This window comes from Pseudomonas sp. DCB_BI (assembly GCF_026240995.1).
Classification (GTDB): Bacteria; Pseudomonadota; Gammaproteobacteria; order Pseudomonadales; family Pseudomonadaceae; genus Aquipseudomonas.
In genome coordinates, this window is record NZ_JAPFCG010000011.1 from 89,511 (window position 1) to 107,558 (window position 18,048).

Sequence of the window (18,048 nt, forward strand, 5' to 3'; positions counted from 1 at the left end):
GTGCGTATGACTCGGCTCTCCATTCTCTCGTTCATCCTGCTTCCCAGCTGCCTGTTCGCAGAACTGGCGTTGAGCGCGCCAAAACTGGTCGACTCAGCCCCGCAGCTCAGCGAACAAACGCTGCTGGATCGGCAGGTATCCGATGTGGCTCGGGCCAAGGCCTGGGGGCTAACCGATGATGAGTGGGCCAAGTTCGAGCGCCTGCAGGCTGGGCCGCGCCACTACTGGTCGCCGCAGCTCGATCCGCTCACCACCCTCGGCGTAGAGGCCGACTCTGACCAGGAAAGGCAGCGCTACGCCGAGCTGCAGGTCCGTCTCGAAGCCAAACGTGCCGAGCGCGAGCTGGCCTACCAGAAGGCCTATACCGCCGCCTGGGCGCGCCTGTTTCCGGGCATGCTGCCCGTGCAGGGCATGGCCGACGATCCAGCGGCTACCCCTGCTGGCCGCTTCGCCCTGTTTGTGGAGGAACGCTGCCCGCCCTGCGTCACCAACACCCAGCAATGGCTGCGTGGCGGTGTGCACCTCGATGTGTACCTGATCGGCAGCCAGGGTGACGATGGGCGTCTACGCCAGTGGGCACGCGATGCCGGCATTACCCCCGCCCAGGTCAGCAGTGGCCAGGTCACCCTCAACCATGACCGCGGCCGGTGGTTCGCCCTGGGCGCCAGCCGCCCCTTGCCAGCGCGCTTCCAGCAGGTGGACGGCAAATGGCAGCGTATCGACTGATCCTGGCGCTGGCCTTAACCGGCACTACGGCCGTTCATGCGGACTCGCTGCCGCCTCCGGCGTATCAACTGGCCGCCGAGCGCGCTGGCATCCCAGCGTCAGTGCTTTTCGCCATCGCCCTGCAGGAGAGCGGTACGACGCTGCGGGGTCACCTCATGCCCTGGCCTTGGACCCTGAATGTCGCCGGCACACCGCTGCGCTTCGCCCGCCGTGATGAGGCGTGTGCTGCACTCAAACAAGCGCTGGTCCGTCACGATCCGAAGCGCATCGATGTCGGGCTCGGGCAGACCAACCTCGGCTACCACCCGGACCGCTACCACAGTGCCTGCGAGGCCCTCGATCCACGCGCCAACCTGGCCGTGACGGCAGATCTGCTGCGCGCCCACTACGCCGACAGCGGTGACTGGGTCGTGGCGGCGGGCCGCTATCACCGCCCTGCCGGCGGTAAACCTGCAGCGCGCTACCGCCGACAGTTCAGCCAGCACTGGCAGCGTGTGCAGGCAGTCGTGTCCTATCCGAGAGGGCCGCAGCCATGACCCATCGGTGCTGGATAACGCTGTTTACCTGCCTGTGGTGGACGGTTGGCGCGCTCGCGGCCCCCAGCCAACTGCCCGATCCCCGCGCGTTGACCTGGACCCTGCCCATACACAGTACACGCCTTTCACCCGGTGCCGTGTCGCCAAGGGCATTGAGCCTGCCAGGGTTCACGCCGCTGTTCCTGGTCGGGCACGACGCCGCTTCTCTGGAATGGTTGGCCCAGCATGCGCAGACGCTGCAGAAGCTGGGCGCCAGCGGTCTAGCCGTTGAAGTTACCGACGCCCAGGCGCTGCGACGTATCCAGGCGGCAGCCCCGGGACTGAACATCTGGCCGGTGAGTGGTGACGACATCGCCGAACGCCTAGAGCTGCAGCACTACCCGGTGCTGATCACGCCCACCGGCCTGGAACAGTGAGGGTGCATCATGGGCGAACATGCGATGGAGTCTCTGCTGCGTCCTGCGGTGGAGCTATACACCGTGGGTATCTGCGCGGGTGCTGGCGCCCTATGTCTGCACTCACCTTGGGCGGTAGCCCTGTCGCCCGAGGTGGGGGCCGGCATGGCACTGGCCTACACTGCATTCGGCCTGAAGCGGCTGAATGAGGCACGGATCGTCCTGCGCTATCGACGCAACATCCGCCGCCTGCCGCGCTATTCGCTGACCAGTCGCCAGATTCCGGTGAGCGGCAAGCGCCTGTTCATGGGCCGCGGCTTTCGCTGGACCCGCCTGCACACCCAGCGTCTGCTCGAGGCGCAGGACCCGGCGCTGGCCCGCTATGTCAATCAATCGGCGGCCCACCAGTGGGCACGGCGGATGGAGCACTTGCTGGAGAAGGCTCCACCCGGGTTGTCGCTGCTGCCCCGCCTGACCGCCTGGGACAGCCCATTGAACCCGGTGCGGCCACTGCCACCGGTGGGTGGCTCGCCACTGCTGCATGGCGTCGAGCCGAAGGAGCAAGAAGCCAGCCTACCGCTGGGCGAACGCGTCGGGCATACCCTGGTACTTGGCACCACCCGGGTCGGCAAGACGCGCCTGGCCGAGGTGTACATCACCCAGGACATCCATCGAACCAGCCAGGAGGTGGTGATCGTCTTCGACCCCAAGGGCGATGCCGACTTGCTCAAGCGCATGTACGTGGAGGCGCGGCGCGCCGGCCGCGAGCGTGAGTTCTATGTGTTCCACCTGGGCTGGCCGGAGATCTCCGCCCGCTACAACGCCATCGGTCGTTTTGGCCGCATTTCGGAAGTCGCCACCCGCATCGCTGGCCAGCTCAGCGGTGAAGGCAACTCGGCGGCGTTTCGCGAGTTTGCCTGGCGCTTCGTCAACATCATCGCCCGGGCGCTGATCGAGCTCGGCCGCCGCCCTGACTACCTGCAGATCCAGCGGCACGTGGTGAACATCGATGCGCTGTTCATCGAGTACGCTCAGCATTTCTTCGCCCGCCATGATCCTCAGGCCTGGGAAGCGATCGTGCAGATCGAAGGCCGCCTGAACGAGAAGAACATCCCACGGCATATGATTGGCCGGGAAAAGCGCGTGGTGGCGATCGAGCAATACCTGACTGCCAAGCGCATTTTCGATCCTGTAATGGACGGCCTGCGCTCGGCCGTGCGCTACGACCGCACCTACTTCGACAAGATCGTGGCTTCGCTGCTGCCGCTGCTGGAAAAACTCACCAGCGGCAAGACCGCACAGTTGCTCGCCCCCAACTACACCGACCTCGACGATCCGAGGCCGATCTTCGACTGGCTGCAGGTCATCCGCAAACGCGGCATCGTCTACGTCGGCCTGGACGCGCTGTCCGATGCTGAAGTTGCCGCTGCCGTCGGCAACTCGATGTTTGCCGACCTGGTCTCCGTAGCTGGCCACATCTACAAGCATGGCATCGATCATGGCCTGCCAGGCTCCTCCAGCGCTGCGGACAAGGTGCCGATCAATCTGCATGCCGACGAGTTCAACGAGTTGATGGGCGACGAGTTCATTCCGCTGATCAACAAGGGTGGTGGCGCCGGTATCCAGGTCACCGCCTACACCCAGACCTTGAGCGACATCGAGGCACGGATCGGCAACCGGGCCAAGGCCGGCCAGGTCATCGGCAACTTCAACACCCTGCAGATGCTTCGCGTGCGGGAAACCGCGACCGCAGAACTGCTGACCAAACAACTGCCCAAGGTCAACGTGCAGACCCGCACCCTGGTCTCCGGCGCGACGGACACCGCCGATCCGGACGCCCGCACCGACTTCACCTCCTCCTCGCAGGATCGGGTCACCACCACTTCGGTACCACTGATTGAACCCGCGCACATCATCGCCTTGCCCAAGGGCCAGATGTTCTCGTTCCAGGAGGGAGGACAGCTGTGGAAGGTGCGCATGCCGCTACCGAAGTCGGCTAGCGACGATGCGATGCCGGCGGATCTGCAGGCCCTGGCCGCGCGCATGCGCGAGTCCTACAACGCCAATGCGGGGAGTTGGTGGAGCAGCGCTGGCGGTGCGCCGACGGTCGATTTTGATCCCGAGATGCCTCCACAAGGGCGCAGGCACTCCTAATCTGCGCGCCGTGAGCAACCGAGTACTGTGGAGCCCATATGCCGACTGCCCCAGACAGCCCACCGCCTCCACAACGAAGTCCGGGACTCATCTTCGGCATGCTCGAACTGTGTCTGCGGCTACTCGGCCTGCTGTTCGCTTCGCTGATCTTCTCCATTGTGCTGGAATTCGTGGGCATGCTGTGGTTCTGGTCCGAGCAGGGCTGGCACCATAGCCATGCCATGTGGCTGAGCGAGCTAGGCTGGCTCAGCGATCACTTCAAGAAGTCATTGCTCGTGCAAGAGCCGGCGCAAGCGACCGTCAAGGTACTCGAACACCTGAACGACTGGATCGTAGTGCGGTCTGGATGGGCGACATCTGATACCCAGCTGAAACTGCTCAGTCAGGAACCTTCAATGCAGGGGCAGTTCGCGCAAGTCTACGTTGTGATGCAGGACTACCTGCTCGCAGCCCTGTTCACGACCTTCACTTTCGCAGTGCGGCTGGCCGTACTCACTTTGGCCACCCCACTGTTCTTGCTCGCGGTGATCACCGGCGCGATCGATGGCTTGATGCGTCGCGACCTGCGTAAGTTCGGAGCAGGCCGCGAAAGCAGTTTCGTCTACCACCGAGCAAAGCGGACACTACTGCCGCTGGTGGTCAGCCCCTGGGTGATCTACTTATCCTTGCCCTGGTCGGTGAATCCCATCTGGGTGCTGCTGCCATGCGCCATTTTACTTGGCATCATGGTGGCCATCACTGCTACTACATTCAAAAAATACCTTTGACTGCCCACCTCGGCGAATGCCGAAATATGTTATTTAAAATCAACGCCTTAGAACGTACACGGTTGAGGCAAAACAAGCAGTAGCCACACCGACGGCACAACCACGGCTCCCTATCATTGATCGCAGGTTATCTACGCGCGACCAGCACCACCTCTTGAGAGTTGACTACACAACCACTCTCGGGCAATGCTGGCATATCGCCAACGCTCGATTAGTAAAGGGACTTCACATGAACGACATTGCTGTCATTTCACAAGAAGAAGAGGAAGGTGCGGAGCAGGAAGCGCTTCTAATTGCGTCAGAAAGAAAAAATCGCGACAAAGAGTCCGAAAAAATTCGGGTACTTTCTGCAATCGCCAGTAACAGCCCGACGCGTGTGACCGATAGAGTTGCGTGGATTCTTAATCACTATCCTCAGGCCCGAGACTCTGACATCAAGTGCCAAATCATTTATTGGAAGACTTTCCAAACCGACCTCTATAGCGGGGGTGATATTTCATTTGAAAATTACCCCAAACTGCAGAGATTGCACTCTATAGCACGCGCCAGAGCGGTGGTACAAAACATACTGGGTCTATTCATTGCATCACCTGAAGTTAGAAAATACAGAGGGAAGCTGGAAGAGGAAGAAAAGCAGCGTGCTCTTGAGGTCCGACCTTCGCACCCAGTATATTGCATCTATGCCGATGAGAGCGGAAAAACCGGAAAGTACCTATTAGTCGGTAGCCTTTGGATTTTAAGAAGCTACGAAACCATGAAGATCACTGCCGCCATTAACAGGAAGAAGGCAGAGATAGGATTCAAAGGCGAAATGCATTTTAAAGAAATCAACAAGGGGAATCTCGAAGCCTACGAGGCGCTGCTTGGCTCTATCGTACAGAACTCCTCCTCAATCTCATTCAAAGGCCTCGGAGTAAATCGTAGCGGCCTTTACAATGTCGACGACACGCTCAATAAGCTATTTTACCATATGGTAATCCAAGGAATTACCGAAGAAAACAAATCTGGCCGAGCCATTCTCCCACGAAACCTGCAATTTAGAAAGGATGCAGAAGAAGCGTCAAAAGACAAACTTGCGCTAATGGAAATAGAATTACAATTGAAAAATGCTGCCAGCAACATCTTCCAAGGAAACGTGTATGTTGACATAGTTGAGGCGGAAGACTCCAGCATATCTCCACTCATGCAAATTTCCGACTTATTTGTTAGCTCCATCTCTAGAATAATGAATAAAGAGGAGGGAAAAGAAGGCCCCAAGGATATTTTCGCGAGGAAATTTCTTGAAGCATTTGGCGTCGACACAAGAAGTGAAACCTTAGAGGGTTTGAGCGAGTGCGTTCGCTTTTCCTAATCGTGACTGGATCTCATTCTGACTTCACCCATAAACTAATAACCGCCTGCGACGCTAGGAGCATCAGGATGAGTCAAATAGGCTTTTTTGATCAGCGGATAATCAAGAGATTCTGGGGCGCGCTCGCCGCGACCGGCACAGCGCTGTCATTACTACTAATTTTCGTAACCATACCTGAAACTGGAAAGGTCACAGCGGGGATCGCCTGTGTGGCATTCTTGATTTTAATTTATATTTACTTTTGGTGGACATCTAACAACCTAACCGAAGTAGAACTAAAGATAGAAAGCACAACAGTCATCGTAAAAGTAGGCGACATATTCAAGCAACCCGGCCTTAAAGCGATCGCCTTTAACGAGTACTTTGATACACAAGTTGACGACGAAATAATCTCTCACAGCTCTTTAAACGGAATATTCATAGACAGGCACTTACCAAAAGCATTAGTAGACCTTGAAAATCATCTGACCGCCTATCGATTCGACGAGTGTGAAATCTTAGAGTTAAACGAAACTAGGGCAACTGGAAAGAAACAGAGATACGACATAGGCACTATATGTGTGTACGAGGATTTTCTTCTTGCAGCCTTCTCAAAATTCAACGACCGCAACCAAGCCTATTTAACGATGCCTGAGTACCTAGGGTTTTTGATAAAATTCTGGGACAACGTCAATAGAGTGTACGCACAGCAAAGCGTTTCAACACCAATATTCGGATCGGGCATCACGCGCATTAAAGAACATCGAAATATAAGCGACGAAGAACTACTAAAGATCATGCTCTGGACTTTTAGAATAAGCGAGATGCGCTTCAAGCACCCAGCAAAGCTCAACATAATAATTCACAAAGACAAAATTAGTCAAATTAATTTACTTGACATAAAGTCCGCCAGGAACGGTTTGTAACCTAACACAAGATTAATTAAGATCCGGCAGATTAAAACCTCTGCCGGAGCGATAACTTTCCACCTGCCCGCTAGATACCAAGCTTCTTATAAATATCCGCCGGATAATAATGCGGACCTTTTCTCACCTTCTGGGCGAACGCTGGGACATACTCATCCAGCGCAAACTTTATTATAGCTGGCTGCAGCGAAACTGACATTGTATAGTAGTCCGCATTCAGCAGGGGAGTCGGTATTAACGCTCGTTGAATTTCGCGACTGCCGCCTTTATTCGCCACCACAACGGGCAAGTCAAACTCCACAATTAGCTCAAACTCGTGAGCCAAAAACGAATATCCATCCCCGCCTTTCCTCTTGGCATCTGGACTGCCAATCAAGACAACCTGCTTTGCATTTTTCATACGCTGGCGAAGATTTCGCTTAATCGTTTCCCGCTGACTTGTATCCCTCGAAATGAATAGATCGTGAGCATCAAAAAAATCGAAGTCTATCTTATCATTCTCGCGCCATGCTTCCATGAGCCGATACAAGTTAATGTCTTCGCTTGCGAAAGCGACGTAAGTTTTATTTCGATACGCCATAAACCCTCCGTGTTAATCTGCAACGTAAAGGCATTTTAATATCATACTTTTCTGACGAAAGCTTTACTTTCCAAACCGAATCTATTACCCAGTGTGACTGGAGGAGGAACACAACGACCAAGGTCACTCGAACAGTCGGAGCAGCCGACAAACGCAAGCACCGATTCATGTGCAACCCAACATACCTGGAGCTTTAGCTGCTGTAGTCAACCTGCGTAAGGGCAAACCGCCCCCCCCCTGCATCCACCCCTGCTCCTCGAATGTGAATGACCGAAAATCCCTTTTGGTCATGCAATAACCCGCCTGCGCCTTCAAGGTAAAAGCCAGTTACCCGGCTGGATTTAATCATGACTCCTATTCCCTACACATTGCTCCTTGCGTGTTTTGTAACGCTCTCTGCTGCGGCTCAAGACGTACGCGAGCGCTCAAGTCTGGGCTTGGTGCAGCGGCAGATCACCGCCATCGAGCTATTGGCCAAGAGCGCAAGCAGCAGATCTGTCGATGCTGCAGGGCCCCGTTATCGCTTCGATTATCCGAGGTTCGCTGCGGACCTCGAGCGTATGCGTCAAGGAATCCACAACTACCTGTCGCCCTCCCGCGCGCAGCCTGCCGATCTGGTCGAGTTCACTGGTGACTACCGGGCTGAAGCGGCTAACTCGAGTCCTTCCGATGAGCATGACTGACGCCCAATTAAACGCGTTCTCTGCCGTTGCCGGGTTCACCCCGCAGCTCAGCTCGGTGCTGTGGCGCTCATCTGTGCTCGTGCTCGCATTGCTCTGGTGTAGCTGGGCCCTGTGGACCGGCTACCGCGGGTGGGCAGCCGGCAACCTCAATTTCGGTGCGCTCGGTGGCAGCACGCTGCGCCTGGTCCTCGCCCTGATCGTGCTGATGTTTTTCATGTTGTCGTAATCAGGAGTCCTTGCTATGAACCTCTACCGTCGTTGCCATCGCCCGCTCGCTCTGTTCCGGAAATCCTGTCCGCAAGTCCTGTTCGGTAGCCTAGTGCTGCTGAGCTCGACGCTGGCCTGGGCTGACCTACCGACCATGGAAGCGCCCTCTCGCGGCGAAGGTTCGGGTCTGATCGACACCATCAAGAACTACGCCTACGACGGCGGCATTCTGCTCGGCCTGTTGATAGCCACTCTCGCCTTCCTCGGCGTGGCTTGGCATTCGCTCACCGTCTACGCCGACGTGCAGAACCAGCGTAAGACTTGGAAGGATCTCGGCGCGGTGGTCGGCGTCGGCGCGCTGCTAGTGGTGGTGATCCTGTGGTTCCTCACCAAAGCTGCGACGATCCTGTGAGGTCATCATGTCCGACTCCCCAGCCACTCTGCCTGACGGAACGCTGACCTTCCTCCCGGAGCGCCTCAACCATGACCCGGCCGTTCTTCGCGGGCTCACCAACGACGAGATGTGGGTCGCGCTGATCGTCGGCGCAGGGCTAGGTGTGATTCTCGGCGCGCCGCTGGCGGTGGCCACCGCCTCCATCGCTACCCTCCCCACCTGCATGTTCATTTGCATGGCTTTGGTGTTGCTGGGCGGCGGCAAGCTGATGCGCCGAGCCAAGCGCGCCCGGCCGGAAACCTGGTTGTACCGGCGTCTACAGTGGCACTTGGCAGTGCACTGGGGCATCGGCACTCATCAGCTGATCCTGCATTCGGGGCCCTGGACCGTCCGCCGTACACGTCGACATGTGAGGGCTGTTGAATGAGCCGCTTCCGCAACAAAGTCGACGCGCAGCAGGCGCATATCTTCAGCCTGCGTCTGGCCGTATCGATCCTGGCACTGCTGTGCTGCGGGCTGTGGTACGGCTGGCAGTCCGCACCCTCCGAGCTGACCATTCATGTGCCGCCCGATCTGCGCTCCGGCAGTACGCGCAAGTGGTGGGATGTACCCCCGGAAAACATCTACGGCTTCGCTCTGTACATCTTCGGCCAACTCAACCGCTGGCCAACCGACGGTGAGGTCGACTACCACCGTGCCATCTTTGCTCTGCAGCCCTACCTGACACCGGCGTGCAAGACCTTCTTCGACGGTGACTTCGAGTACCGCAAGGCCGCCGGCGAACTGCGCGGCCGGGTGCGCGGGGTGTACGAGGTGCTGGGCCGCGGCTACAGCGACGATCCCGACTTGCGCGTGAAGCAGCTGGATAAGCACAGCTGGCTGGTCAAACTCGACCTCAATGCCGACGAGTACTACGCCGCCGAGCCGGTGAAACGCGTCGTCGTGCGCTACCCGCTGCGTGTGGTGCGCTTCGACGTCGACCCCGAGCACAACAAGTGGGGCCTGGCCCTGGACTGCTACGAAGGCACACCGCAGAAACTGACGCTGCCTGGAGGTGCGGGATGATGCGTGTCTTGATCATGATTCTGGCGGTTGCCGCAGGTTGGTGTTCTGCAGTCGGTGCGATCGAGGTCAAATACTGGGACCGCCTGCCGCTGGCCGTACCGCTTACGGTGGGCCAGGAGCGGGTCTTGATGCTGGATGAGGATGTGCGTGTCGGGCTGCCCAGTGCGATCGCTGGCAAGCTGCGCGTGCAGTCCGTCGGCGGCACGGTCTATCTGCGCGCCGCTGAAACCCTTCCCCCTACCCGGCTGCAACTGCAGTCGGTGAAGTCAGGTGACATCATCCTGATCGACATCGAGGCGCTCGAGGGCAGCGAGGCACTGGAGCCGGTCAGGATCGTGGGCCAGGCTTCGGTACCGGGCGTGGAAGCTGCGAAGGAGGCGGCACCGGCAGCTACGCCGGTACCTGTGGTGCTCACCCGCTATGCGGCGCAGAACCTCTATGCGCCCCTGCGTACCGTGGCACCACTGCCCGGTGTGCGACGGGTGCCGCTAAGCGACGCCGTTGCTTTCAGTTCGTTGCTGCCCACCGAGCGGGTTTCGATCAAGGCACTCGCGGCCTGGCGGCTGGGCGACTACTGGGTGACGGCGGTAAAGATCGTGAACCGCGGTCCTGGCAAGGTCGCGCTGGACCCGCGTCACCTACAGGCCACGCTGTACGCCGCAACCTTCCAGCATGCGGACCTAGGTCTCACCGGTACGCCTGAAGACACCACCGTGGCATACCTCGTCACCCGCGGCGGCGACCTGAAGCACGCGCTGCTGTTGCCCCCGCCAAAACCGGAGGCTGCCGATCATGAAAGCTAACGGCCTGCTGAAATGGTTTGTGCCTGCGGTCCTGCTGGGCATCGTGCTGATCATCATCAAGTCCTGGGTGACCGCGCCGGATGGCCAGCCCACTCACGATCCGGAGAATGCCACGCTCAGCGCGGAACAGGCCAAAGCCTTGGGCATCGCCGGCGACACCCCACGCGACACCGTGGCCACGCTGATCGGCCAGGTAAAAGCGATGCGCAGCGAAATGCAGATGTTGAAGAAAGGCAACGATGCCCTGCAGACCGAGAACAACCGGCTGCGCACGCGCGAAGGCAATATCGATACGCGCATCCAGAGCACGCTGAGCAGTGTCACCCAACAGGTTACCGAACAGCGCCAGCAGGCCAACGATGCACGGCAGAAGGCCGAGCAACAGCACCGCGAGACCCAGGGGCTACTCTCCAGGCTCAAGGATCAGCTCACCGGTAAGCCCGCCGTAAAGTCGGATGTTCCTGCGGGCTTCGGTCTTGAGCCAGGCGACGAGCAGCAGTTTGCAGGCCCTCAGGCACCGGCAGATGCGGTGCAGTGGATCGAACCATCGAATTCCCGCGCCGGCCAAGAGAACACCGGCAAAGCCGAGGGACCGCTGTCGTCGTTGACCTCGAAGTTCAAGGATCTGCACGGTCTGGACGACAACGCCATCGACCGTGGCCAGGATCGCTTGCGTGCCGTCGCCAAAGGCGAACGTGACCTGGAGAACGCCCAGGACCGTACCGAAGGTGCCCGCCCCGTCTACACCATCCCCGAGAATTCGACGCTGATGGGCTCGATCGCCATGACCGCGCTGATTGGCCGGGTGCCGGTGGACGGCACAGTGAACGATCCCTATCCGTTCAAGGTGCTGGTGGGGCCAGACAACCTCACTGCCAACGGCATCGACCTGCCGGACGTGGTCGGCGCGGTAATGAGCGGCACCGCTGCGGGTGACTGGACGCTGTCCTGCGTGCGTGGTCAGGTCGAGTCGATCACCTTTGTCTTCGGCGACGGCACCGTTCGCACGGTGCCGCAGCCGCAGAAGGTCGTCAGCCGCAATCGCAGCAGCACCCAGACCTCTGACACCGAGAAGATCCGCGGCGGCCTGGGCTACATTTCCGACCCCTACGGCATCCCCTGCATTTCCGGTGAGCGCCGCTCCAACGCCCAGCAGTACCTGGGCAGCCAGAGTCTGATCACTGCGGCCGGCGCCGGCTTCGCCGCGGCCTTGGGCAGCGAGCAAACCAACACCTCCTTCATTAATTCGGCCAGCGGCAGCCTGGGTTTGAGCCAGAACAGCGGCAACAGCGCGCTGAACTCGGTGATCAGCGGTGGCATTGGCGACATCCGTGAGTGGATCAACAAGCTCTACGGCGAAGCCTTCGCCGCCATCTACGTGCCCCCTGGGGCCAAGGTGGCTCTGCACCTGGACCACGAAATCAGCATCGATTACGAACCAAAAGGCCGGAGAGTGAACCATGAAAGCCCATCCGTTTCGGTACTGGATCTGGATTAGCCTGCTGCTCGGCCTGCACTTGGCCGGTTGCTCCACCAGCAAAGAGGAAATGCTGCCCCATGGCGATCACACCATGCTTGATATCTGGAACGGCGGTGGCTCGGTCGGTACTCAGCAACAGCTGCTGGAGGCGCGGGGCGAACTGCGTCGCCCGGTGCTGGATCCCGAGCGCCTGATGAACGACCAGAGCGCCTATACGCGCACTGCGGCCAACGAAATCCGTGCCCAGTTTCCGCGTCTGCCTAACCCAGACCTGGTCATGTACGTCTACCCGCACCTGGCCGGTACCCAACAGGCACCGGTGCCTGGCTACTCGACCGTATTCCCGTTGTACGAGAAGGTCGAGTACGCGCTGCCCGGCGAGCGCCTGGACGATCTGTGATGGCCGATGACGCGAGTCGCGACCCGCTACGCTGGAGGCCTTGGCGCGAGGCGCAGCGTCGGCGCGCCACGCTGGCCGATGAGGCCGCCCAGTACGCGCACAACCCCAGCTTCGCCGACCACCTGCCCTGGGTCGAATACCTCGAAGATGAGCAGTGCTTTTTGCTCGATGACAACCGTTCCGTGGGGGCCGTGTTCGAGCTGCAACCAATCGGCACCGAGGGCCGCGAGCCCGAGTGGCTAATGGCGGCACGCGACGCCCTGGAAGATGCGCTGCAGGACAGCTTCGACGAGCTCGATCAGGCGCCTTGGGTGGTGCAGTTCTTCTGCCAGGACGACAGTGATTTTGCCCCGTACCTTGAACGCCTGGAGCGCTACATCGCGCCGCGCGCGCGAGGTACGCCGTTCACCGAGGCTTTCCTCGCGTCGATGCAGCGTCACCTCGACGCCGTCGGCAAACCGGGCGGGCTGTTCGACGACCATGTGGTGTCTCACCTGCCGTGGCGCGGCAGCAATCGGCGTATTCGCCTGGTGGTCTATCGCTGGCTCGGGGAGCAGGCTGACGAGGATGGGCAGAACCCGGTTCAGCTGTTGAGCCGCACCTGCGACCGCTTGGTGGCCTCGCTGCAGGCCTGCGGGGTCAGCCCTCGACGGTTGACCGGGCGCGACTTCTACGCCTGGTTGTTGCCCTGGTTCAACCCGGCCCCTGCCCTCACCGAAGAAACGCCTGCCGCGTTCTATCGACGTGTGCCTTATCCGGAAGGGGATGACGGCGAGGAGCTGCCGCTGCCGTTCGACCACGATTTCGCCGAGCGGCTGTTCTTTCAAGAGCCGCGCTCCGATAGCGAGCAGGGTCTGTGGTACTTCGATCAACAGCCCCACGCCGTGATGGTGGTCGACAAGCTACGCAGGCCACCGCATATCGGCCAGCTGACCGGTGAAACACGCAAGGGCGAAGCGTTGAACGCCTTGTTCGATCAGTTGCCCGAGCAGGCGGTGATGAGCCTGACCTTGGTGATCACACCCCAGGATGTGCTCGAGGAGCAGCTCAATCGTCTGGCGCGCAAAGCCATCGGCGAGAACCTCGCCTCGACCCAGACACGCCAGGACGTGGAAGAGGCCCGCGCGCTGATTGGTCGCCAGCACAAGCTGTACCGCGGCACGTTGGCGCTGTACTTGCGCGGCGCCAATGAACAGCAGCTGCGCCAGCGTTCGGTCCAGGCTGCCAACGTGCTGCTAGGTGCCGGCCTGCAGCCGGTGCGCGAGGGCGATGAAGTGGCCGCGTGCAACAGCTACCTACGCTGGTTGCCGATGGCCTACAACCCGGCGCGGGACACACGTAACTGGTACACCCGACTGCTGTTTGCCCAGCACGTCGCCAACCTGCTGCCGCTCTGGGGTCGCTGCATCGGTACCGGCAACCCGGGCATCACCTTTTTCAACCGTGGCGGTGCGCCGCTGTCGTTCGATCCGCTGTCACGCTTCGACCGCTCGATGAATGGCCACCTGCTGTTGTTCGGCCCGACCGGCGCCGGCAAGTCGGCCACCTTGGTCTCAATCCTCATGCAGGTCATGGCCGTGTACCGGCCACGTTTGTTTATCGTCGAGGCGGGCAACTCCTTTGGTCTACAGGGTGACTATTTCGCCACCCTCGGGCTGTCCATCAACAAGGTTCAGCTCAAACCGGGCAGCGATGTGAGCCTGGCGCCGTTCGCCCATGCCCGGCGCCTAATTGAACATCCAGACCAGGTCGCCAGCCTGTCGACTGAAGATCTGGATGAGGCCGCGCCGGACAGTGACGAGCAGCGCGATGTGTTGGGCGAGCTGGAGATTACCGCGCGGCTGATGATCACCGGCGGCGAAGCCAAGGAAGAGGCGCGCCTGACCCGAGCAGACCGCAGTCTGATCCGCGAGTGCATCCTCGACGCCGCCCGACATTGCGCGACGACTGAGCAGCAGGTGCTGACCCGCCATGTCCGCGATGCCCTGCGTAAGGTCGCCAGCGACACCCATCTGCCCGACAAACGCCGCGAGCGAGCGCAGGAGATGGCCGAGTCGATCGACCTGTTCTGCCAGGGTTTCGAAGGTGCCTTGTTCGACCGGCCCGGCACACCCTGGCCGGAGAGCGACGTGACGATCGTCGACCTCGCCACGTACGCCCGTGAGGGTTACGAGGCGCAGATGTCGATCAGCTACATCAGCCTGATGAACACGGTAAACAACATCGCCGAGCGCGATCAGTACCTGGGACGACCGATCATCATGGTCACCGACGAAGGCCACATCATCACCAAAAACCCGCTGCTGGCCCCTTTTGTGGTCAAGGGCACGAAGATGTGGCGCAAGCTCGGTGCCTGGTTCTGGCTGGCAACGCAGAACATGGCCGACTTGCCCGACGCGGCGCAGACCATGCTCAACATGATCGAATGGTGGATCTGCTTAAACATGCCGCCAGCGGAAATTGAGGAAATAGCCCGCTTCAAGAAACTCACGCCGGCGCAGAAAGCGCTGCTGCTCTCCGCAAGCAAGGCCTCGGGCAAGTACACCGAGGGCGTCGTCCTGTCGAAGAACCTAGAGACGCTGTTCCGCGCGGTACCACCGAGCCTATACCTCGCCTTGGCCATGACCGAGCCCGAGGAAAAAGCCCAGCGCTGGCGATTGATGGAAGAGCACCAGCAGTCCGAGCTGGAAGCCGCCCTGCAGGTCGCGGCGGAGATTGATCGCCTGCGCGGCATCTCGTGAACGACACCGTCAGGGCTATCCGAGCCCTTCTGCTTAGTAAAAATTAGAAAAGAGCACATTTGTACTCCTTCGCCATTTTGCTCATCTCGCGCCGCTAAATCGAGCGCCCGACGAAACCGATCACCCCGGACTCGGTTTGTCCGCCCTCCTCCAGCACCGGATCCGGGATGCTGAAACTTGGCGCACGGATGCACACCGCTGCCACCTGCCGAGCGTTTCCCATGAACGTCACCGCCTTCACCCGAAGCAAAGCGCCTAAACCCAGAACGGCTCGCCGTGGCCGAGCCTTCACCGCGGCAGCTCTGCTGGTCGCCGCCGAGCAGTGCCTGGCATTGACCACGCCTACCATCATCGCCTCCGTCGGGTCGCTGCAGTGCCTGGAGTACCGAGTCGTCGGAATCTGCTACTGGCTGCTATGCACACCCTTCGGCTGCACGGTGCGCACCTCACCGAAGATCCGTCACTTCATTCCCGAGTTGGTGATATCGAGCTATGCCGACACGGGCGCCAATCCCTGGAGCGAGATGTCCGCGCTGTCGATGCCGACGCCGGCGTCGCAAGGGGGTGGCAACCTGATCACGCCTTCGCCGCAGCGCGATAACCTGCCCAGGTTCAAGAATGTCGACGGCATTGGCCATCCCGGCGGGGCAGCCCTCACAGCTCTCGCGCATACATTCGGATATGCCTGCCCAAGCGGAGCCGTGCCGTTTGCGCCCTACTACCTCAGCACGCTCGACCCGTTGGCGTGGCGCCAGGCGATCCCCGAGTCCGTCTACCCACAGGCACTGGTCCCGGGGATGCGCGAGATCGGCAACCAGGCTCTCGGGGACATGTGGGGCAGCGTGTATCCGCGACACGGTTTTCTGGTGCAGCCCGATGATTTCAAGGCAGCTGCCGTGATGGCCCAGCGCGCCAGCGACTTCATCACCCGCGCCGGCCAGCCGCACGTTTATCTACCGCTGCAGCCGATGCCTGCTCCTGGCTACTGGCCGCCGCAGCCGGTGATGGAGAACAACGTCAACAACCACCGCTGGCAGTTGCTGGCCCCGGTGATCCAGAACACCTGCGCCATCTTCCCCAGCCCAACGATCCAGAGCGACGACGGCGCCTATGCCTGGTCGCTGTGGCGGCCCTACCGCTGCTGCCAGCGTATGGGTCAGACGTTTCTGTTCAGCATCGACTTTGATGGAGGCCAGTGATGAAAAACCTCGCGCTCGGGTTGGTGTGCTTCCTTGTGTCTGCCGCAGGCCATGCCGCAGAGAACGGCTACCACCTCGGTGACCAAGCCCAGGTCCTGGATGACCGCGTGATGTACACCATCGGCGGCGGCTCCGCGGCAGGAGCGCCCTCCTCGCTTTACCGTCCAAACGGCCTCGGCGTCGGCATGTCCTGGCGGGCCAACATGATGTGCGGAAACATGAACCTCTCGAACACCCTGCAGAACCAGCTCAATGGTACCACCCAGGGCTTCCAGCAGATCATGGGCAACGTCATCCAGAACGCCACACAAGCGGTGATGTCGCTGCCGGCGATGATCATCCAGCGCGCCAACCCTGGGCTGTATGAGCTGCTGAGTAATGGCGTGCTGCAGGGACGCATCGACTTCGATCGTTCCAAGCTCACCTGCCAAGCGATGGCGGCAAAAATGGCCGACAAGGTCGACCAGGCCGGATGGGGTGCGCTGGCCCAGAACCAGGAGATGCAGCACAACCTTGAGCAGTCCGGCGGCGATGCCGTAATGGCGGTAAAGGATACCGAGTCGAACAACGGCAACAACGGCGTCAGCTGGGTCGGTGGGCAGAAAGCCGGAGGTAACGGACAGCAACCCATCCGGGTGACTTCGGATGTGGTAAAGGCCGGCTACAACCTGCTGCACAACCGATCCGTCGAGGACACCTCGGCCGTCGGTTCGGGCTGCCAGAATGGCGCCATCTGCCAAGCCTGGTCGAGCCCCGAGGAGGCCTCGGAATGGGCGACACGGGTGCTCGGTGAAACCGAGGTGGAAACCTGCGATGACTGCGAGACGCTGCGTGTAACCGCCGGTACGGGCCTGTCGCCGCTGATCCAGGAAACCTACACGAAACACCTGGAAGGCCTGCAGCACATGGTCTCGGGTGCCGACCAGCCTACCCCAGAGAACCTCAGCAAGGTCTCCAGCCCCTTGTTGCAGGTCTCTCGCGGCGTCATCGAGGGGCTGCGCGATGACCCCGACCAGAACTTGCTGGCCCGGCGCCTGGCCAGTGAGACCGCGCTGTCCAGCGTGATCTACAAGGCGATGCTGCTACAGCGCACGCTGTTCGCCGGCAGCCACGAACCGAACGTGGCATCGGCGCAGCCCGCCACCACCGCCCTCAACAGCAACGTCGAAACCCTGGAACGGGAGATCCGCCTGCTGCAAACCGAGCTGCAGGTACGCCAGTCGCTGGCCACCAATACCGCCAGCCTGGTCCTTGATCGCCACGCCGGCGGCGCCGACGCCTCGCGCAGTATTGATCAGCGCGATCCGGAGCCGGACCGACTGCGTCGGGCTGACCAGGAAAGGAGCACGCCATGATGCCGATTTCTGTGAGGTCCATGATCGCCCAAGTGCTGCTGATCCTCGGCACCATGCTGATCATGTTGCTGATTGCCTGGATGGCACTACAACTGCCCGCTGCCCAACTGGATGGGCTCGCACCAACGCGGGCAACTGCCGCCTACTTCGCGTGGTGGCGCGCCCTGCTGTACACCCTGATATTCACCGGTTGGGCCGCAGCGTTGCGTATGCGAGCTACGCCTGTGGACCAGCAACGGCTAAAGCGTCTGGGGTTGATCGGCTTCAGTTCGATCATCCTGGTCGAGCTGTCTCGCGTGTGAGGTGC

Annotated in this window: 21 protein-coding genes; 19 read left to right on the top strand and 2 right to left on the bottom strand. The window is 60.4% G+C overall.

Annotated elements, in window-relative coordinates; genetic code table 11:
- Positions 1 to 6: 6 nt before the first annotated feature.
- The 7 genes from OO258_RS13780 to OO258_RS13810 all read left to right on the top strand — a co-directional run bounded on the left by OO258_RS13780 (position 7) and on the right by OO258_RS13810 (position 6,834).
- Positions 7 to 726 carry a TIGR03759 family integrating conjugative element protein gene (locus OO258_RS13780; protein WP_265978392.1) on the top strand — a complete coding sequence of 240 codons (720 nt, stop codon included), beginning with the start codon at positions 7 to 9 and terminating at the stop codon, positions 724 to 726.
- The gene (locus OO258_RS13785) at positions 708 to 1,262 is read left to right on the top strand and encodes a transglycosylase (RefSeq protein WP_265978391.1); all 555 of its coding nucleotides are present in this window, start codon (positions 708 to 710) and stop codon (positions 1,260 to 1,262) included. The genes OO258_RS13780 and OO258_RS13785 overlap by 19 nt, the downstream gene beginning before the upstream one ends.
- Positions 1,259 to 1,678: an integrating conjugative element protein gene (locus OO258_RS13790; RefSeq protein WP_103469179.1), complete on the top strand. Its 420-nt coding sequence runs from the start codon at positions 1,259 to 1,261 to the stop codon at positions 1,676 to 1,678. Before OO258_RS13785 ends, OO258_RS13790 begins: the two co-directional genes overlap by 4 nt.
- Positions 1,679 to 1,687: 9 nt before the next feature.
- Entirely contained in the window at positions 1,688 to 3,811 is a 2,124-nt protein-coding gene (gene traD, locus OO258_RS13795) for a type IV conjugative transfer system coupling protein TraD (RefSeq protein WP_103469180.1), read from the top strand.
- 38 nt (positions 3,812 to 3,849) lie between these two features.
- The gene (locus OO258_RS13800) at positions 3,850 to 4,578 is read left to right on the top strand and encodes a TIGR03747 family integrating conjugative element membrane protein (protein ID WP_103469181.1); all 729 of its coding nucleotides are present in this window, start codon (positions 3,850 to 3,852) and stop codon (positions 4,576 to 4,578) included.
- A gap of 229 nt (positions 4,579 to 4,807) precedes the next feature.
- Positions 4,808 to 5,929: a DUF3800 domain-containing protein gene (locus OO258_RS13805; protein WP_103469182.1), complete on the top strand. Its 1,122-nt coding sequence runs from the start codon at positions 4,808 to 4,810 to the stop codon at positions 5,927 to 5,929.
- Entirely contained in the window at positions 5,911 to 6,834 is a 924-nt protein-coding gene (locus tag OO258_RS13810; RefSeq protein WP_247726823.1) for a macro domain-containing protein, read from the top strand. Before OO258_RS13805 ends, OO258_RS13810 begins: the two co-directional genes overlap by 19 nt.
- 70 nt (positions 6,835 to 6,904) lie before the next feature.
- Here OO258_RS13810 and OO258_RS13815 read toward each other — a convergent pair whose 3' ends face one another.
- The gene (locus tag OO258_RS13815) at positions 6,905 to 7,414 is read right to left on the bottom strand and encodes a TIR domain-containing protein (protein ID WP_265978386.1); all 510 of its coding nucleotides are present in this window, start codon (positions 7,412 to 7,414) and stop codon (positions 6,905 to 6,907) included.
- A 347-nt stretch (positions 7,415 to 7,761) separates the two neighbouring features.
- Between OO258_RS13815 and OO258_RS13820 the strand changes: the two genes are divergently transcribed.
- From OO258_RS13820 to OO258_RS13860, 9 genes are read left to right on the top strand one after another with little or no spacing between them, the layout of a single operon-like run.
- Positions 7,762 to 8,097 (top strand): RAQPRD family integrative conjugative element protein, encoded by a 336-nt coding sequence (locus OO258_RS13820; protein WP_103469185.1) that lies wholly within the window; start codon positions 7,762 to 7,764, stop codon positions 8,095 to 8,097.
- Entirely contained in the window at positions 8,084 to 8,323 is a 240-nt protein-coding gene (locus tag OO258_RS13825; protein ID WP_024717928.1) for a TIGR03758 family integrating conjugative element protein, read from the top strand. The genes OO258_RS13820 and OO258_RS13825 overlap by 14 nt, the downstream gene beginning before the upstream one ends.
- Positions 8,324 to 8,338: 15 nt before the next feature.
- Complete coding sequence (locus OO258_RS13830) at positions 8,339 to 8,716, top strand: TIGR03745 family integrating conjugative element membrane protein (RefSeq protein WP_103469186.1); 378 nt, start codon at positions 8,339 to 8,341, stop codon at positions 8,714 to 8,716.
- Positions 8,717 to 8,723: 7 nt separating this feature from the next.
- The gene (locus OO258_RS13835) at positions 8,724 to 9,125 is read left to right on the top strand and encodes a TIGR03750 family conjugal transfer protein (protein ID WP_103469187.1); all 402 of its coding nucleotides are present in this window, start codon (positions 8,724 to 8,726) and stop codon (positions 9,123 to 9,125) included.
- On the top strand, positions 9,122 to 9,763 hold the full coding sequence (locus tag OO258_RS13840; RefSeq protein WP_103469188.1) for a PFL_4703 family integrating conjugative element protein: 642 nt from the start codon (positions 9,122 to 9,124) through the stop codon (positions 9,761 to 9,763). Before OO258_RS13835 ends, OO258_RS13840 begins: the two co-directional genes overlap by 4 nt.
- Positions 9,760 to 10,566 carry a TIGR03749 family integrating conjugative element protein gene (locus tag OO258_RS13845; protein ID WP_103469189.1) on the top strand — a complete coding sequence of 269 codons (807 nt, stop codon included), beginning with the start codon at positions 9,760 to 9,762 and terminating at the stop codon, positions 10,564 to 10,566. Before OO258_RS13840 ends, OO258_RS13845 begins: the two co-directional genes overlap by 4 nt.
- Positions 10,556 to 12,064, top strand: coding sequence for a TIGR03752 family integrating conjugative element protein (locus tag OO258_RS13850; RefSeq protein ID WP_103469190.1), 1,509 nt, complete (start codon positions 10,556 to 10,558; stop codon positions 12,062 to 12,064). The genes OO258_RS13845 and OO258_RS13850 overlap by 11 nt, the downstream gene beginning before the upstream one ends.
- Entirely contained in the window at positions 12,027 to 12,446 is a 420-nt protein-coding gene (locus OO258_RS13855) for a TIGR03751 family conjugal transfer lipoprotein (RefSeq protein ID WP_103469191.1), read from the top strand. The genes OO258_RS13850 and OO258_RS13855 overlap by 38 nt, the downstream gene beginning before the upstream one ends.
- Positions 12,446 to 15,187 carry a conjugative transfer ATPase gene (locus OO258_RS13860; RefSeq protein ID WP_103469192.1) on the top strand — a complete coding sequence of 914 codons (2,742 nt, stop codon included), beginning with the start codon at positions 12,446 to 12,448 and terminating at the stop codon, positions 15,185 to 15,187. The genes OO258_RS13855 and OO258_RS13860 overlap by 1 nt, the downstream gene beginning before the upstream one ends.
- Positions 15,188 to 15,281: 94 nt before the next feature.
- On the opposite strand, the gene OO258_RS13865 is transcribed toward OO258_RS13860, so the two are convergent.
- Positions 15,282 to 15,410 carry a hypothetical protein gene (locus tag OO258_RS13865; protein WP_256127447.1) on the bottom strand — a complete coding sequence of 43 codons (129 nt, stop codon included), beginning with the start codon at positions 15,408 to 15,410 and terminating at the stop codon, positions 15,282 to 15,284.
- Between OO258_RS13865 and OO258_RS13870 the strand changes: the two genes are divergently transcribed.
- The 3 genes from OO258_RS13870 to OO258_RS13880 are packed head-to-tail and all read left to right on the top strand — an operon-like array spanning position 15,409 to position 18,043.
- Positions 15,409 to 16,386, top strand: a complete 978-nt coding sequence (locus OO258_RS13870; protein ID WP_265978381.1) for a TIGR03756 family integrating conjugative element protein — start codon at positions 15,409 to 15,411, stop codon at positions 16,384 to 16,386. The two genes, OO258_RS13865 and OO258_RS13870, sit on opposite strands and share 2 nt — an antisense overlap.
- Complete coding sequence (locus OO258_RS13875) at positions 16,386 to 17,741, top strand: integrating conjugative element protein (protein ID WP_103469194.1); 1,356 nt, start codon at positions 16,386 to 16,388, stop codon at positions 17,739 to 17,741. Before OO258_RS13870 ends, OO258_RS13875 begins: the two co-directional genes overlap by 1 nt.
- Positions 17,738 to 18,043, top strand: coding sequence for a hypothetical protein (locus OO258_RS13880; RefSeq protein WP_103469195.1), 306 nt, complete (start codon positions 17,738 to 17,740; stop codon positions 18,041 to 18,043). The genes OO258_RS13875 and OO258_RS13880 overlap by 4 nt, the downstream gene beginning before the upstream one ends.
- Positions 18,044 to 18,048 lie beyond the last annotated feature (5 nt).

What these genes read in the sequence shown, in the direction of transcription:
- OO258_RS13835 (WP_103469187.1), top strand. Translation starts at nt 8,724, where the DNA reads ATGTCCGACTCCCCAGCCACTCTGCCTGACGGAACGCTGACCTTCCTC.
- OO258_RS13860 (WP_103469192.1), top strand. Translation starts at nt 12,446, where the DNA reads ATGGCCGATGACGCGAGTCGCGACCCGCTACGCTGGAGGCCTTGGCGC.
- OO258_RS13855 (WP_103469191.1), top strand. Translation starts at nt 12,027, where the DNA reads ATGAAAGCCCATCCGTTTCGGTACTGGATCTGGATTAGCCTGCTGCTC.
- OO258_RS13880 (WP_103469195.1), top strand. Translation starts at nt 17,738, where the DNA reads ATGATGCCGATTTCTGTGAGGTCCATGATCGCCCAAGTGCTGCTGATC.
- OO258_RS13845 (WP_103469189.1), top strand. Translation starts at nt 9,760, where the DNA reads ATGATGCGTGTCTTGATCATGATTCTGGCGGTTGCCGCAGGTTGGTGT.
- OO258_RS13840 (WP_103469188.1), top strand. Translation starts at nt 9,122, where the DNA reads ATGAGCCGCTTCCGCAACAAAGTCGACGCGCAGCAGGCGCATATCTTC.
- OO258_RS13805 (WP_103469182.1), top strand. Translation starts at nt 4,808, where the DNA reads ATGAACGACATTGCTGTCATTTCACAAGAAGAAGAGGAAGGTGCGGAG.
- OO258_RS13875 (WP_103469194.1), top strand. Translation starts at nt 16,386, where the DNA reads ATGAAAAACCTCGCGCTCGGGTTGGTGTGCTTCCTTGTGTCTGCCGCA.
- OO258_RS13790 (WP_103469179.1), top strand. Translation starts at nt 1,259, where the DNA reads ATGACCCATCGGTGCTGGATAACGCTGTTTACCTGCCTGTGGTGGACG.
- OO258_RS13870 (WP_265978381.1), top strand. Translation starts at nt 15,409, where the DNA reads ATGAACGTCACCGCCTTCACCCGAAGCAAAGCGCCTAAACCCAGAACG.
- OO258_RS13785 (WP_265978391.1), top strand. Translation starts at nt 708, where the DNA reads ATGGCAGCGTATCGACTGATCCTGGCGCTGGCCTTAACCGGCACTACG.
- OO258_RS13780 (WP_265978392.1), top strand. Translation starts at nt 7, where the DNA reads ATGACTCGGCTCTCCATTCTCTCGTTCATCCTGCTTCCCAGCTGCCTG.
- OO258_RS13815 (WP_265978386.1), bottom strand. Translation starts at nt 7,414, where the DNA reads ATGGCGTATCGAAATAAAACTTACGTCGCTTTCGCAAGCGAAGACATT.
- OO258_RS13820 (WP_103469185.1), top strand. Translation starts at nt 7,762, where the DNA reads ATGACTCCTATTCCCTACACATTGCTCCTTGCGTGTTTTGTAACGCTC.
- OO258_RS13830 (WP_103469186.1), top strand. Translation starts at nt 8,339, where the DNA reads ATGAACCTCTACCGTCGTTGCCATCGCCCGCTCGCTCTGTTCCGGAAA.
- OO258_RS13800 (WP_103469181.1), top strand. Translation starts at nt 3,850, where the DNA reads ATGCCGACTGCCCCAGACAGCCCACCGCCTCCACAACGAAGTCCGGGA.
- OO258_RS13825 (WP_024717928.1), top strand. Translation starts at nt 8,084, where the DNA reads ATGAGCATGACTGACGCCCAATTAAACGCGTTCTCTGCCGTTGCCGGG.
- OO258_RS13865 (WP_256127447.1), bottom strand. Translation starts at nt 15,410, where the DNA reads ATGGGAAACGCTCGGCAGGTGGCAGCGGTGTGCATCCGTGCGCCAAGT.
- OO258_RS13850 (WP_103469190.1), top strand. Translation starts at nt 10,556, where the DNA reads ATGAAAGCTAACGGCCTGCTGAAATGGTTTGTGCCTGCGGTCCTGCTG.
- traD (WP_103469180.1), top strand. Translation starts at nt 1,688, where the DNA reads ATGGGCGAACATGCGATGGAGTCTCTGCTGCGTCCTGCGGTGGAGCTA.